Raw genomic sequence first — 14,368 nt, 5'->3', positions numbered from 1 at the left:
TTCGGCGCTCGCGGACGTAGCTCAGTTGGTAGAGCGCAACCTTGCCAAGGTTGAGGTCGCCAGTTCGAACCTGGTCGTCCGCTCCACACAGGAAGGCCCCGGTCATCGTGACCGGGGCCTTCTGCTGTCACATCTCCTGAGGCGGCCAGCTCAGGCCGGTCAGAAGCTCGTACGCGTCGAGGTACTTGGCCCGGGTCGCGTCGACGATCTCCTGCGGCAGCGGCGGGGGCGGCTGCTCGCCGTGCCGGTCCCAGCCGGAGGCCGCCGAGGTCAGCCAGTCGCGCACGTACTGCTTGTCGTACGACGGCTGTGCCTTGCCGGGCTCCCAGCTCTCGGCCGGCCAGAACCGCGAGGAGTCGGGCGTCAGCACCTCGTCCGCGAGGATCAGCTCCTCGCCGCCGTCCTCGGCCGGCGCGAAGCCGAACTCGAACTTCGTGTCGGCGAGGATGATCCCGCGCTCACGCGCGATGTCCCGGGCCCGGCCGTAGACGTCCAGCGTCGTCCGGCGCAGCAGGGCCGCCGTCTCGGGGCCGACCTCGCGGGCGACCTCCTCGTACGACACGTTCTCGTCGTGATCGCCGACCGCGGCCTTGGTGGCGGGGGTGAAGATCGGCCCCGGGAGCTCGGAGCCGTCGACGAGGCCCTCGGGCAGACCGAGCCCGCAGACCGTCCGGGTCGCGTCGTACTCGGTCAGGCCGGAGCCCGTCAGATAGCCGCGCGCCACGCACTCGACCTGGACCATCCGCAGCGAGCGGCAGATCAGGGTCCGGCCGGCCCAGTCGGCGGGCGCCCCGGCGGGGAGCTCCGCCGACAGCACATGGTTGGGGACGAGATCGGCGAGCTGGTCGAACCACCACAGCGAGAGCTGGGTGAGCACACGGCCCTTGTCCGGGATCTCGGTGGGAAGGACCCAGTCGTACGCGGAGATACGGTCGCTGGCGACCATCACGAGGTCACCCGCCTCGTTCCGGTACAGGTCGCGCACCTTGCCGGTGTGCAGGTGGGTGAGCCCCGGCACCTGCACGGGCTCGGGCTTTTCTACGAAACCGGACACGCTGCCTCCGCGTAGGTTGATCCAGGAGTCGTTCCGATTGTCCCGCATGCGGAGGATCGACGCCGCCAGGGGTCGCCCCGTGGACACGGCCGTGCTCGCGGGCCCGGCCCGTCCCTCAGTCCCGCTTGCAGATCCGGTCGAGCAGATTGGCCGTGGCCCGCTGGATCCGGGCGTCGACATGGCCCGGGCGGTCCAGGGCCGGGGACCAGGCGAAGGTGCCCGAGGCGAAGACGAGCGCGCCCGACGGGGCGCGGTACAGCGAGGTCTCCTGGTGCCGGGTCGCCCCGTCGCCGTCCGCGTACGGGGAATGCGCGAGCAGCATGCGGCTCTCGTGCTCGGGCAGCGCCGTGCGCGGGAAGTAGCGGTCGGCCTCACCGGCGACCAGCCCGTCGATCTCGTCGCCCTCGGCCGCCCCGGTGGCCTCCCAGAGCCAGTGGCTCGCGTTGCGCACGACCAGCGGGTGCGGATCGGGGACCCGGCCCGCGTACTGGATGCCGAGGAGCTGCTGCTCGGGGCGGTCGACCTCTCGCCACAGCGCGGACTTCCCCGGGCCCCGGCGCTTGCGGCAGGTGAGCAGGCGGTCGGGGACGCCGGAAGGGGACGGACCGAGGCCGACCTGCCAGTACATGGTGTTGGCCGAGAGGAAGACGAGCGAGGTGCCGATGTCCCTCGCCCGCTCGGCGGTACGGCGCATCGGCACCGACCAGTACTCGTCGTGCCCCGGGAAGACCAGGCCCCGGTAGCGGCTGGGGTCGACGCGGCCGGCGTGCAGGTCGCGGGCGTCGGCGTACGCGAGGTCGTAGCCGTAGCGCTCGGCCCAGCGGATGAAGTCGTAGGCGTGGCCGACGTGCAGCGGGAGCCCCGCGCCCGCGTAGGGGCGGTCGAAGGAGATGGTGACGGCGGCGTCCTCCTCGCCCAGCAGCCGGCCCTGCTCGTCCCAGGCGTGGTAGAGGCTCGCGCCGGTGCGGCCGTCCTCCGGATAGAGGTTGTACGCCTGCCAGGTGACGTCGGGCAGCAGGAGCAGCAGGTCCGCCGGGTGGTCGTCGCGGACCGTGAAGGGGACGTGCGAGCGGTGGCCGTCGGCGGTGGTCAGCACGGCGACGTACGCGCCGACCGACCAGTAGCTGGGGATCTGCAGCCGCCAGGAGAGCCACCAGTGGTGGCAGGAGACCGTCCGCTCCGCGGCCATCGGGGCCGGCTGGACGATGCCGGAGAGGCGCGGGCTGGTGGTGATCTTGGCGGCGCCGTCGCCCGCGTAATGCCCGATGCGGTAGACGTCGACGGAGAACTGCTGGGGCGGGTCCACGGTGATGTGGAAGTCGATCGCCTCGCCGGGGGCCGCCGCCCCCGGGGACACGAACCCCTTGATCTGCTGGTGCACGTCGTCCGCCGTACGCGTGCCGCCGCCGCTCCCGCCGCGGCCGAGCTCGGGATCGGCGTACCAGGGGACGACCTGGCCGGTGTCGTCGAAGTAGTTCTCACTGCCGCGCAGCCAGGGCAGCGGGCCCTGCCCGAAGGGGTCGCTCACGGCATGCGCGAGGGCACCCGATTCCCATCGCCGGATCTGCTCCGCCCCCATACCGCGCCCCTCCCTCGTCCCCCGACATGTCTGCCGCACCCGTGCAGGCGCCTCCCCCAGCACATCACATAACGCACGCACTCCGTTACCGTTCGTCGCGATTCGGGGCGATGGCGGCGCCGGTTCCCGGCCCTCAGGGGGATATTAGGGGCATTTCGCCACCTAACTGGACGGACGGACGTTCAACTCGCGCGGCCGCCGGCTCCTGGGCACCGCTCAGCCCAGGCGTACGGGTTTGTCGGTGCGCACGCCCACCGACGTGAGCCAGGAGCGCAGCGGCTCCGCGTCCCCCTCCTCGACCAGGCTGAGCACCGGCGCGCCGAGGTCGGACCTGCGCCCGCCGTCGACCAGCAGCGCGGGCCCGTCGAGCCAGTCGAGCCCGGGCGCGGCTCCGGCGGTGTCCACGGCGGCGCAGCAGACCATGGCCACGACGTGGTCGGCGAGCAGCTCCGTGCCCGTACGGGGCGGCTGGAGGGGGAAGAGCGGGAGCGGGACGGGCCCCCAGAGGTCGAGGGGGTCGGTGCCGGCGTCCGACGGGGCGCCTTCGGTACGGGGGCCGGGGGCCGCCTTCTCCTCGTCGCGGGCGACGGCCGCGCCGATCCCGGCCGCGAGGGCCTCGCTGTCGGCGCCGGGGGCGGCGAGGTGGTCGATCACACGCGCCAGCGTGGGCACCGGGGCCCCGCCGGGCGCCGTCGGGGCCGGGCCCCCCACGGTGACGCTGCCGGCCACCCCCATGGCGTCGAGCACCCGGTGCAGTCGGGCCGCCTCCGTACGCCACTTACGGTCCACGACCTCTTCCGGATACTGCTGCCAGTCGACCGGCGACCAGCCGGGTCCCGCCTCCGCCGGGCCGCCGTGGAAGAGCCGGGCGGCGAGCAGCGAGGCCGCCTCGTCGGCGGCGCCGGGCTCCTCGATGAGGTCGCAGGCGGGGCGCTCCCCCAGCCGCGAGGTGAAGCCCTCGGCCAGCCGGTCGCGCCGCGAGAGCTCCGTGAGCGCGGAGACCACACCGGCGTCGAGCCGCGAGGGCCAGCGCCCCATCCGCCAGGCGGGCAACGCGACCCGGGTCAGCAGCCGGTCCCATCCCGCGTAGGCCAGGCCGACCTGCTCCTGGGCGACGATCCGCAGCCCGTAGTCCACCTCCTGGGCGCGGCCCGACGCGGCGGCGGCGACGCAGCGCTCCATCTCGGCGGCGTGACCGCGACAGCCGCGCAGCAGCACCTTGGCGATCCACCCCACGAAGGCCGCGGGGATCCTGCGGACGCGCCCCTGGCCGGGCACGGCGGCATCGGCGACCGCCGCGTCCAGGCCGCGGACGAAGCGGCGGGCGGCGGCTATGTCCGGGTTCGCGGACGGTCCGGTGCCGGCGACGACCGGGGCGAGCACCGCACGCAGCTCGGCGACCCTCATCCACCACAGGAAGGGCGACCCGATCACCAGCACCGGTGCCTCCGGCGTCCGGCGGCCACGCCGGCCCCCCGCCCCGGGGTCCTCGGCGCCCTGCTGGGCGGCGGGGTGCGTACGGTCCTCCAGCCAGCTGTCGCAGTCCGGGGTCAGCGCTATGGCCGACGGCGCCGGGACGTCGAGCCGGTCGGCGAGGTCCCTGACCAGCCGGTAGAGATCGGGGGCCGCGGCCTCGGTGAGCGGCACGGTCGGGCTGACGGCGGGCCTGGCACGCGCGACGGCGAGAGCGACCGCCGCCGCGAGCAGCAGGATCACGACGGCGACGGCCGCCACCGCCCAGCTGACCGTGGACCACACGCCCGGGCCGATGTGGCCCTGGGCGACCGCGACGAGCAGCACGACGGCCGCGGCCGCGGGCAGGATCGCCAGGGCCGTGGCTCTGCTCCGGATGCGCAGCAGGGCCATCGCCCTGGCCCGCGCTGCGTGCGCACCCAGCTCCTCAACCGAACCGGTACCGGACACGGCTGGACGTCACCCCCTCTGCCCCCGCGACGGTGTTGGTCACTCCCCCACTGTGGCACCCGTCACTGACATCGCAATGCCGGTGGGCCAAGTGCCGGAACGCTTGCGCCGCACCCTAGTTGGGGCCTCGGCGGGCGTCATCCGGATGGCCGAGCCGTCACCCGATGGAATGGCTTTGGGCAAAGCTGCTGACGGGTCGCCGCACGGGCGTCCGGTGATACGGCGGCCCCTGCCGGAGGGCTCCTGGACACCCCTGGAGGGCCTTGGACACACCGGTGCCCGGCGCCTCCGTGGAGGGCCGGGCACCGGGGACGAACGGTTCTCAGGCCTCGTCGGCGGCCTTGCGAGCGATGTCCGTACGGTGCTGGGAGCCGTCGAGCCGGATCCGGCCCACGGCGGCGTAGGCACGCTCCCGGGCCTGCGTGAGGTCCTTGCCCGTCGCCGTCACGGAGAGAACGCGCCCTCCGGCGCTCACGACCGCGTCGCCTTCCTGCCGGGTGCCGGCGTGCAGCACGAACGCGTGCGGCGCATCCTTGGCCACCACATCGGCGAGGCCCTCGATCGGGTCTCCCGTGCGGGGTGTCCCCGGGTAGTTGTGCGAGGCGATGACCACGGTGACGGCGGCGTCGTCGTGCCACGTCAGCGGGGGCACGGCGTCCAGCGTGCCGTTGGCCGAACCGAGCAGCAGCCCGGCGAGCGGCGTCTTCAGCCGGGCCAGCACCACCTGGGTCTCCGGGTCGCCGAAGCGGGCGTTGAACTCGATGACCCGGACACCGCGCGAGGTGATCGCGAGGCCGGCGTACAGCAGCCCGGAGAACGGGGTGCCGCGGCGGCGGAGCTCGTCGACGGTCGGCTGGAGGACGGTCCGCATGACCTCGTCGACCAGCTTCGGGTCGGCCCACGGGAGCGGGGAGTACGCACCCATGCCACCGGTGTTCGGGCCCTCGTCGCCGTCCAGGGCGCGCTTGAAGTCCTGGGCCGGCTGGAGGGGCAGCACGGTGGTGCCGTCGGTGATCGCGAAGAGGCTGACCTCGGGGCCGTCGAGGAACTCCTCGATGACCACGCGGTCGCAGGCCAGGGCGTGGGCACGCGCGGCCTCGACGTCGTCGGTGACGACGACGCCCTTGCCGGCCGCGAGACCGTCGTCCTTCACGACGTACGGAGCACCGAAGGCGTCCAGGGCCTCGTCGATCTCGGCGGGCGTGGTGCAGACGTAGCTGCGGGCGGTCGGGACGTTGGCACCGGCCATGACGTCCTTGGCGAACGCCTTGGAGCCTTCGAGCTGGGCGGCCTCGCCGGAGGGGCCGAAGCAGGGGATGCCGGCCGCGCGCACGGCGTCGGCGACACCGGCGACAAGCGGTGCCTCCGGGCCGACGACCACCAACTCGGCACCCAGCTCGGTCGCGAGGCGCGCGACGGCTTCACCGTCGAGCGCGTCGACCGGGTGCAGTTCGGCCACCTCTGCGATTCCGGCGTTGCCGGGGGCGCAGTACAGAGCGGTGACGTCGGGGTCGAGGGAGAGAGAGCGGCACAGGGCGTGTTCGCGGGCGCCGCCGCCGATGACGAGGACCTTCACGGGGTGCAGCCTAACCGCCGGGGGCCGTACGCCTCGACGGCCGCCGGTCCGTGGACAACGGGGTCGGGGGGTGGGGCCTCCGGACCGACGGGGTGGGTCGGGCCGGGTCGGGGCGTACGGGAGCGTGATCGGCCGCGGGGGCATCGCGGCGGGCGCGTGTCCGTCTGCGGGGCATCCCGGCGGGCGCGTGGCCGGCTACGGGACTACGGGACCGCTACTCGTTACCCGCTTCCCGCTACTCGTTACTCGCTACTCGTTGGTGAACTCCTCGACGACCGTGGCGCCCAGCTCGCGGACGATCAGGTCGTGCCCGGAGAGCGCGGAGTCGACCAGATCGGGGTCGTCCGCCTCAGCGGTGTCGTCCTCGGGCGCGACCGATCTCGGCGGCTCGGGGGCGGCACGGTCGTACGACGGCTCGGGCCGACCGGACTGCTGGGCCGGGGGCTGCTGCTGCACGGGCGGCGGGGCCTGCGGGGCGGGAGCCGACGGCCGGGACTCGTACGAAGGAGCCGGCGGCGCGGGCGGGGGCTGGTACGGCGCGGCCGGAGGCCTGCCGCCACCGCCGCCACCGCTCGGCGCGGACTGGCCGCCACCGCCACCGCCGGAGGGGTCGACGACCGCGTCGACCTTCCACTTGGCGTTGAACTGCTCGGCAAGAGCCTGCTTGAGCACCTCTTCGCTGCCGCTGCTGGAGAAGGTGTCGCGGGCACCGGCGTTGAGGAAACCGAGTTGCAGGGTGGAGCCGTCGAAGCCGGTGACCTGGGCGTTCTGGCTGAGCAGGATCCAGGTGAAGCGGCGGCGGTTCTTCACCGCCTCCAGGATGTCCGGCCACATGTTCCGCACCTGGGCGGCACCCTGCACCATGTCCTGCCCACCGGCGGCGGGCGCCTGCGGGGCCTGCGCGGGAGCGGCGGGGGCGGCCACCGGCGCCGCCGGAGCGGGCGCCTGGGGTACGCCGCTCCCGGGCGCGGACGCGGTCGGCCAGCCGCCGGGCCTGCGCGCCGGTTCCGCGCCACCCGCGCCGCTGCCGGCTCCGGCCGCCGCGGGCCAGGCACCGGGACGCTGCCCGGCAGGGGCCGGAGCGGGGGGCTGCTGGGCCACGGGAGCTTCCTGCGGTGCCTCGGGCCGGGGCGGCTGGGCGACCGGCGGGGCCACGGCCTCGGCGGCCATGGGCGCGGCCCGCGGGACGTCGGCGGGGGCACCGCCCGGAGCCTCGCCCCGTACAGCCGCACGAGCCGCGGCAGGACCTCCGCCGGCGCCCGCGGGCATCCCGACCCCGGGCCCATGGGCTTCGGGCCCCGGTACGTACCCCATGGCAGGGCCTGAACCGGCAGCGGCGAAAGCTCCGCCGCGCTCCAGCCGGTCCAGCCGGGCCTGGAACGAACGCTCGTCGTCGAAGGCGGCCGGCAGCAGCACGCGGGCACAGATCAGCTCCACCTGGAGCCGGGGCGAGGTCGCCCCGCGCATCTCGGTGAGCCCCTCGTTGACCAGGTCGGCGGCCCGGCTCAGCTCGGCGGCCCCGAACACCGAGGCCTGCGCCTGCATCCGCTCCACCACATCGGCGGGAGCGTCGATGAGCCCCTTGTCCCCGGCGTCCGGCACGGCGGCCAGGATCACCAGGTCACGCAGCCGCTCCAACAGGTCCGCGACGAAGCGCCGGGGGTCGTTGCCGCCCTCGATCACCCGGTCCACGACCTCGAAGGCCGCGGCCCCGTCACCCGCCGCGAAGGCGTCCACGATGGAGTCCAGCAGGGACCCGTCCGTATATCCGAGGAGCGAGGTCGCCATGGCGTATGTCACACCGTCATCGGCGGCGGAGGCCAGCAGCTGGTCCATGACGGACATCGAGTCACGCACGGATCCCGCACCGGCCCGCACCACGAGCGGCAGCACACCGTCCTCGACGGCGCTGTTCTCCCTGCCGCACACGTCCGCGAGGTAACTGCGCAGCGTCCCGGGCGGCACCAGCCGGAAGGGGTAGTGGTGCGTACGCGACCTGATCGTGCCGATGACCTTCTCGGGCTCGGTCGTCGCGAAGATGAACTTGAGGTGCTCCGGCGGCTCCTCGACCACCTTCAGCAGGGCGTTGAACCCGGCCGGGGTGACCATGTGCGCCTCGTCGATGATGTAGATCTTGTACCGACTGGACGCGGGCCCGAAGAACGCCTTCTCACGCAGGTCACGGGCGTCGTCCACGCCACCGTGGGACGCGGCGTCGATCTCGATGACGTCGATCGAACCCGGCCCGTTGCGCGCGAGGTCCCGGCAGGACTGGCACTCCCCGCAGGGAGTCGGCGTGGGCCCCTGCTCGCAGTTCAGACAGCGGGCCAGGATGCGCGCACTGGTCGTCTTTCCACAGCCACGCGGCCCGCTGAACAGATACGCGTGATTGACCCGGTTGTTCCTCAGGGCCTGCTGCAACGGGTCAGTGACATGCTCCTGACCGATGACCTCGGCGAAGGACTCGGGGCGATAGCGGCGGTACAGCGCAAGGGACGACACACCTACGAGGTTATCGGGGCCGACCGACAACCGGCCCCGCCCCGGACCGGGCGCCCGGCGGGACACCACACCCCGGACACGCAAGGGCCCCCCACGCACCCGCCAGAGCCAACCTACCCTTGCTGCCTTCCGGCCCTGGGGGAGTTCAGTCAGATAGCGCCACGTGAGGGGCTGACGCCCACCTTAACCGATCCCAGCCCCCCGCCGTCCACCCACTCCCCGCCCTCACCCCTCCCGGAGGACGCTCCGGAACGATCTCTGGGGAACGTGTTCGCGAGCACCCTCCAACGTCTTGTATTGTTTGCGGCGGAGGATTCGCCTAGTGGCCTAGGGCGCACGCTTGGAAAGCGTGTTGGGGGCAACCCCTCACGAGTTCGAATCTCGTATCCTCCGCCATTGCTCTCACCGGGCAATACGTTGAAGGGCCCCACCGCTTGCGGTGGGGCCCTTCGACGTTGGCTCAGACCTTGTTGTTCCAGTCTCTGTCCATAGGGGCGATGCCCCACTTGGCCCGGATCACGAGAGCAGAGCCGCATCCAGATAGTCCTGCACTGGCTCGAACAGGCCGTAGGGCACGTAGTGCGGGACTTCGCCGTGCGCGGCCCGGGCCAGATCGGCTACTTCGTCCGCACTCGCGATGCCCGCCTCGCCGCCAGAAGGTCTACACGCGATGTAGTGGATCTCCCGGCCGGTCATAGGGTGAACCCGTTGCCCGAGCACGATCTGCGGAGTCACCAGCAGCCCGGTCTCCTCCCAGGTCTCGCGCGCCGCCGCCTCCCCCGCAGTCTCGTCGGTTTCGATCTTCCCTGCCGGGAACTGCCACGAGAGCGCGCCCTCCGACACGCGCCGTCGCACGAGCAGCACACGGCCGTCCTGCACGACGACGGCGGCTGCGACCGCCGGATTGATCTCAGTGGTCATGGAGATCTCGTCCCGAGCGCGTAGGTCGTCGTGTGACCCACCGCTGTGGTCTCAGCCCTTGGTGGGCACGTCCCTGGCCGCGTAGTAGGCGCGTAGGGCGGCCTCACTGCCCGATCCCAGAGCGGTCATGATCCGTTGGAAGCGGGCGGAGCGAAGGTCGCCGGCCACGATGACGCGGGGGTGCTGGTCGGCCGGGGGACAGTATCCGTCCGGGCCCCGGGTCAGATCGCCGAGCGGAGCGGTCGGGGCGTTGCCGATGCTGAGGTAGGCCGAATCCGCTGTGACCGTCCGCCGCTGGCCGTCCTGGACCACTGCATCCGCCGACACCGGGGTGCCCTCTGCGGCCTTCAACGTCAGGTGCTCGACGGGAACGAGGGTGACCCGGGGATCGTCCCCGATTTCCTCGACCTTGTACGCGTCGGCTGCCGGGTACACCACGAGCAGGCGGGTGTCTGTGGTCGGGTGGGCGCGCAGGAACGTGCCGATCGGGCGGTCGCCGCCCAGGACGAGGAGGGTGCGCCCCTGAACGTCGTCGGCTTCGGCCTCCCAGAGCGGGGGCAGGACGCGGCCGCTGGGGGCGGTGATCCAGGTGACGTCGCGGGGCTGGAGGGGACCGACGCCGGTGGCGACGACAGCGTACGGAGCCGTGAGACGCGCACCGGTGTCGACCGTGACGGTCACCCGGTCGTCATCGGCGCGGAGTTCGGTGACGCGCCTGCCGAGTTCGAGGCGGCACAGCTCGGTGCCCTTCAGGTCCGCCACGATGGCGTCGGCCAGGTCGGTGCCGTTGGTGTGGCCGCCGAGGACGTTGTTCAGGGCCGGGATCCGGTAGAGATTGCGGCACAGCCGGTCGGGCTCGACCAGGATCGTGCGCATGCCCACGCCGGCGGCCATACGGGCGGCGGCACAGCCCGCCGGTCCTCCGCCGATGATGATCAGGTCGGTGTCGAGCGGTGTGTCGGCCATGAGGCTATTCCAGCACCGGGTCGGCCACACGCGTATCGACTTGGCCCATCACATGCTCGACGTACACGAGTTGACCTGATCCGATCAGACGCCGAGCGACAAGCAGACCGGCGTCGTGGACGTCCGGGCCGGCATCGCTGGCACAGGCGTCCGTGACGATCCAGGGTGCGTATCCGTGCTCGAAAGCGTCTGCGGCGGACTTCAGAACGCAGCTCTCGGTGGCGATTCCGCAGAAGACGAGGTCGGTCCAGCCGGCCCGTCGAATCAACTCTGCGGCCTTGGGTGTGAAGAGCGTGTATCCGGTCTTGTCGACGCCTGCGTGCGCGTGGCCCGCCGCCTCGGCGAGCTCGGGAACGATGTCGGTCTCGGGTGGTTCCTGGAGCCGGCGCCATTGGAAGAAGCGCTCGTAGGGGCTGTCGGGATAGTTGAAGTACCGGGTGAAGACGACAGGGCGCCCGGCGGCGGACCATCTCGCGACGAGGTCGGCGACTGCGGGCACGACGTGGCGACTGTGCTGGTTCACAAAGCCGTTCTGCATGTCGATCACGACCAGCGCGGCACTGCTGATGTCCATCGGCTCTCACTCCTGCCCGTTCTCAGCTGGCGCTCTCGCGCAGAGCTTCCTGCGCCGCGCGCAGCCGTTCGGCCAATCCGCTGGTCTTCATGATGGCCTCCCGCATCAGGACGTGTTGCGCGGTCTCCTGAGCACGAGCGGTGGTGAGCCGGGAGGCGGCGGCGCGCAGGAATCGCCAGCCGTACCGCTCCGGCATGGAGGGGTCCTGACCGTCCCCGACCATCTGCTGGATGTGGCGGGTGAAACACCACAGGGCCTGGACGGTCAGCTCGCAAGCGACCAGCTCGTCGGTGGTGAGGCTGCGCTCGCCCGAGTGGGAGGCGTAGGCGACGCCGGACCAGCCGGCGTAGGCGGTGGACACTCCCCGTACACCGAAGGAGACGATGTCCGGGTGGTCGAAGCCGGTGGCGAGAAGCGACTCCTCGACCGCGCAGGCCAGGGGCCCCCGGGCCGGGCCTCCCTCCCCGACGCCGGAGGCCAACCACCCCACCAGTTCCTCAAGGAAGCCGCCGCCCGCCGAGCGCTCGGCACCGCCCATAGGCCCGTCGGACTCCTGATCACTCGCATTCAGCACACGAGCCGCGAGCCCGCGCCCGATCCCCGTGCCGAGGCAACCCGCCTGCGAAGCACTACCACATCAGCCTTCGGTGGCTCCTCCTCCACCGACCAACCGTCGAAGCCTGCCGCGACTCCCACGAGCCGTCCGACCCGCCCACACCTCTAATCCGGACGACGCACGAACAGGCGGCGGTCAAGCGGCGGCCGCCATCAGGCCTTGGTCGAAGGCGAGCCGCCGCATGCGGGCGGCTACCTCCTGCGGACCGAGTGCCGCCAACGCCCATAGCGAGCTGAGACTTCGGCCGGAGGCCCAGATGCTGGTCGTCGGCGGCTGGAACGGCAGGACGGCGATACCTTCGGCGGCGAATGGTACCGGGTCGAGATACGTTATGCCGCCGGTCCCGCACACGTACGCGCAGGCACCAGTGGCGGCAGATAGATCAGCGAGTCGCTGAGAGCGGCCCGGCCGAGCGGGAAGATCGCCGCTGGTCAGGATCCTGCCCTGCCAGTCGAGCAGACCGAGCAGAGCACGGGTGGAGATCTCGGCGACCATGGCGGTCCTGCCTGTGCCGAAGGCCTCCAGTACCGGGGCCAGAGCCTGTGCGAGCACAGGCCAGTAGGGGCTCCCACCGTAGTGCTGCCGCAGCATCCCCGCGGTCTTCCGGCGCGCCCGGTCTGGATCGTCGATCAACACGTCCCGGATGAGAGTCGCCCGTCCGTGGGGGAGGCGTGTGGGGACGGTGAGCCACTGCCGACGATCCGATTCGTCGAGGGCACCGAGCCGGGCTCGATGCTGGTAGTCACGACGGGTGAACTGCACGTCGTCCAGGACGATCCAGTAGTCCGCCGAGAACAGCTTGGCCAGTGTGGTCAGTCTCGGGAACAGGTTGGGCTGATGAATTGCGCACAGCCCGCCCGCCTCGGGCAGGTCAGGAAACGATGAGACGGCTGGTGAAGCCGTCATGGATGAGGGATTCGTACGCTCCATGCACGTCCTCCGGGACCTCCTGCTCGATGGCGAATCCGAGCTTCGGATACTCGATGAGCCGCTGGAGATCGCCGACGAGCATGTCCAGGACGAGCTTCTCGTCGCCGATGGACTTCACGTAGTCGTCGAACTCCAGCGGCTCCGACGCGCAGAGGATCTCGACGTCGGGCCACAGCTTGCGGGCGGTCGCGAACGACCGCCGTTCCATGTAGGGCTTGGACACCAGCATCACCGTCGTCGGGGTGATGCCGGCGGCGGCGAGGACCTCTCGGGAGAGGGTGATGTTCTGCCCGGTGTTGCCAGCCTCCGATTCCAGCAGGATCGCCTCGGCGGGGACGCCGAGGTCCATGGCGTGCTCGCGAAAGTGGACGGCCTCGCCGCGCGGGAAGACCTTGGCGGTGGTGGGGCTGTTGCCGCCGGTGAAGACCAGGGTCGGGAACAGCCCGGCGCGGTACAGCTCGGCGGAGTGGGTGGCGACGCCGAGGTCGTGGCTGCCCAGCCCGATCGCTACGTCGACGGACCGCATCTGGTGGTGCATCTGGTGGTAGTCCCAGATGAGTGCGGCCCGGCGCCACTGGTCCTCGGTGATGGCCTGCTGGTTGTCGCTCACGCGTCTCTCCCTGGTCACCGTCGCCGGGGGCCGGTCGGCCCCTCGTTCATGGCCTTGATGCCCTCGATACTGCGCAATTGGTGCACGAGTCCGTACTGCGCGGCCGTGCGGGTGGCCCGATCGAGGACGAGGAATCCATCATCCCGGGTCGCCGTGTCGGAGAGCAGGATGTGGCCATGGGCGGTGTCCAGCCGTACGCGTTGCATCGGGGAGTCGGCGGCCCCGCTGCTGCGGGCGATGTCGATGAAGTGCAGGGCCTGGGTGAGGTCGCCGGCGCCACGGCGGGCGAGGGCGAGTTTCTGGTGGGCCACCGACCAGTCGTCAGGTTCGGTGAGGTCCTCGAAGTCGCGGGTCGCGGCCTGCATGACACGGGTCGCGTAGTCGTGCCGGCCGTTCTTGCTCAGCGCAGTGCCCACCCACAGACGGGCCCTGGCGCGGTCCCGGCGGGAAAGCCGGTCGTCGACGGCGAGGGCTTCGTAGTGGCGGGCGGCAACCTCCAGCTTGCCGGACATTTCGGTGACCACCGCGAGAGAGAGGTCGAGCTGGGCGACACGGCGCGGGATGTCGAGCTGGGTGAAGACCGCGCGAGCCCCGACGTAGGAGTGCTGGGCGGAGAGTGGGCCGAGCACAGCGCCCTGGTCGCGTTTGAGGTCACCGAGCAGCGCGGTCGAGCGGGCGAAAAGGTACAAACCCTTCTCATCCAGTTCCCGGGCGTTGAACCGCGTCAGCCAGCGGCTGAGCAGGGTGTCGGCGAAGGCGAAGTTCTGACGGGAGAGCGCGACCACGAGGCGGTCCAGGTCCTCGGCCCACGATTCGTACTCCCAGGCTCGGGGGCCGGTGGCGGTGACGCGCCGTCCGGCGTTCTGCACGGTGCTGGCCATCTCGGACAGGAGCGTCTCGAAGCGCAGGTGGGCAGGGGCGTCAGCGCGTGCGAGGGCGGTGTCGAGGATGGCCTGGGTGTCGGGTCTGGGCTCGGTTTCGGCGCGCTTGCTCTCCCACTTCGAGACCGTCGCGACGGCTACGCCGAGGTGCTCGGCAAAAGCCCGCACGCTCAGACGCAGGGCGAGACGCAGAGCCCTGGCCTCCAGGCCGGTCCAGTGGTGCACGGTTGCCACGC

The 14,368-nt window shown here is 71.8% G+C and carries 12 protein-coding genes, 2 tRNA genes and 1 other RNA gene; 2 read left to right on the top strand and 13 right to left on the bottom strand.

Going from position 1 to position 14,368, the window contains the following annotated elements:
* Positions 1-10 precede the first annotated feature (10 nt).
* Positions 11-86: transfer RNA gene (locus tag ACZ607_RS33225), tRNA-Gly, on the top strand.
* A gap of 41 nt (positions 87-127) precedes the next feature.
* Here ACZ607_RS33225 and ACZ607_RS33220 read toward each other — a convergent pair.
* From ACZ607_RS33220 to ffs, 6 genes are all read right to left on the bottom strand, one after another.
* Entirely contained in the window at positions 128-1,054 is a 927-nt protein-coding gene (locus ACZ607_RS33220) for a phosphoribosylaminoimidazolesuccinocarboxamide synthase (protein ID WP_469741250.1), read from the bottom strand.
* A 115-nt stretch (positions 1,055-1,169) separates the two neighbouring features.
* Entirely contained in the window at positions 1,170-2,633 is a 1,464-nt protein-coding gene (locus ACZ607_RS33215; protein ID WP_469741248.1) for a N,N-dimethylformamidase beta subunit family domain-containing protein, read from the bottom strand.
* A gap of 216 nt (positions 2,634-2,849) precedes the next feature.
* A complete protein-coding gene (locus ACZ607_RS33210) occupies positions 2,850-4,556 on the bottom strand; it encodes a M48 family metalloprotease (protein ID WP_469741245.1) in 1,707 nt (568 codons plus the stop codon).
* Positions 4,557-4,878: 322 nt separating this feature from the next.
* Complete coding sequence (gene purD / locus ACZ607_RS33205) at positions 4,879-6,132, bottom strand: phosphoribosylamine--glycine ligase (RefSeq protein WP_469741243.1); 1,254 nt, start codon at positions 6,130-6,132, stop codon at positions 4,879-4,881.
* A 249-nt stretch (positions 6,133-6,381) separates the two neighbouring features.
* Positions 6,382-8,634 (bottom strand): DNA polymerase III subunit gamma and tau, encoded by a 2,253-nt coding sequence (locus ACZ607_RS33200; RefSeq protein WP_469741241.1) that lies wholly within the window; start codon positions 8,632-8,634, stop codon positions 6,382-6,384.
* 80 nt (positions 8,635-8,714) lie between these two features.
* An RNA gene (ffs, locus tag ACZ607_RS33195) (signal recognition particle sRNA small type) lies at positions 8,715-8,809 on the bottom strand.
* A gap of 133 nt (positions 8,810-8,942) precedes the next feature.
* On the opposite strand from ffs, the gene ACZ607_RS33190 reads away from it, so the two are divergent.
* Positions 8,943-9,030: transfer RNA gene (locus tag ACZ607_RS33190), tRNA-Ser, on the top strand.
* A 120-nt stretch (positions 9,031-9,150) separates the two neighbouring features.
* Here ACZ607_RS33190 and ACZ607_RS33185 read toward each other — a convergent pair.
* The 7 genes from ACZ607_RS33185 to ACZ607_RS33155 all read right to left on the bottom strand — a co-directional run bounded on the left by ACZ607_RS33185 (position 9,151) and on the right by ACZ607_RS33155 (position 14,366).
* A complete protein-coding gene (locus ACZ607_RS33185; RefSeq protein ID WP_469741238.1) occupies positions 9,151-9,555 on the bottom strand; it encodes an NUDIX hydrolase in 405 nt (134 codons plus the stop codon).
* 51 nt (positions 9,556-9,606) lie between these two features.
* Entirely contained in the window at positions 9,607-10,521 is a 915-nt protein-coding gene (locus ACZ607_RS33180) for an FAD-dependent oxidoreductase (protein ID WP_469741236.1), read from the bottom strand.
* Between the two features lie 4 nt (positions 10,522-10,525).
* Positions 10,526-11,095 (bottom strand): cysteine hydrolase family protein, encoded by a 570-nt coding sequence (locus tag ACZ607_RS33175; protein ID WP_469741233.1) that lies wholly within the window; start codon positions 11,093-11,095, stop codon positions 10,526-10,528.
* Between the two features lie 22 nt (positions 11,096-11,117).
* Positions 11,118-11,633, bottom strand: coding sequence for a hypothetical protein (locus ACZ607_RS33170; protein WP_469741229.1), 516 nt, complete (start codon positions 11,631-11,633; stop codon positions 11,118-11,120).
* A gap of 213 nt (positions 11,634-11,846) precedes the next feature.
* Positions 11,847-12,641, bottom strand: a complete 795-nt coding sequence (locus ACZ607_RS33165; protein ID WP_469741227.1) for a WbqC family protein — start codon at positions 12,639-12,641, stop codon at positions 11,847-11,849.
* Positions 12,583-13,251, bottom strand: a complete 669-nt coding sequence (locus ACZ607_RS33160; RefSeq protein WP_469741225.1) for a YdcF family protein — start codon at positions 13,249-13,251, stop codon at positions 12,583-12,585. Before ACZ607_RS33160 ends, ACZ607_RS33165 begins: the two co-directional genes overlap by 59 nt.
* A gap of 14 nt (positions 13,252-13,265) precedes the next feature.
* Positions 13,266-14,366: a helix-turn-helix domain-containing protein gene (locus ACZ607_RS33155; RefSeq protein ID WP_469741223.1), complete on the bottom strand. Its 1,101-nt coding sequence runs from the start codon at positions 14,364-14,366 to the stop codon at positions 13,266-13,268.
* Positions 14,367-14,368 lie beyond the last annotated feature (2 nt).

The sequence above is a fragment of the Streptomyces sp. NPDC104381 genome (assembly GCF_055583745.1).
This window is presented reverse-complemented; position numbering and strand designations above follow the sequence as displayed.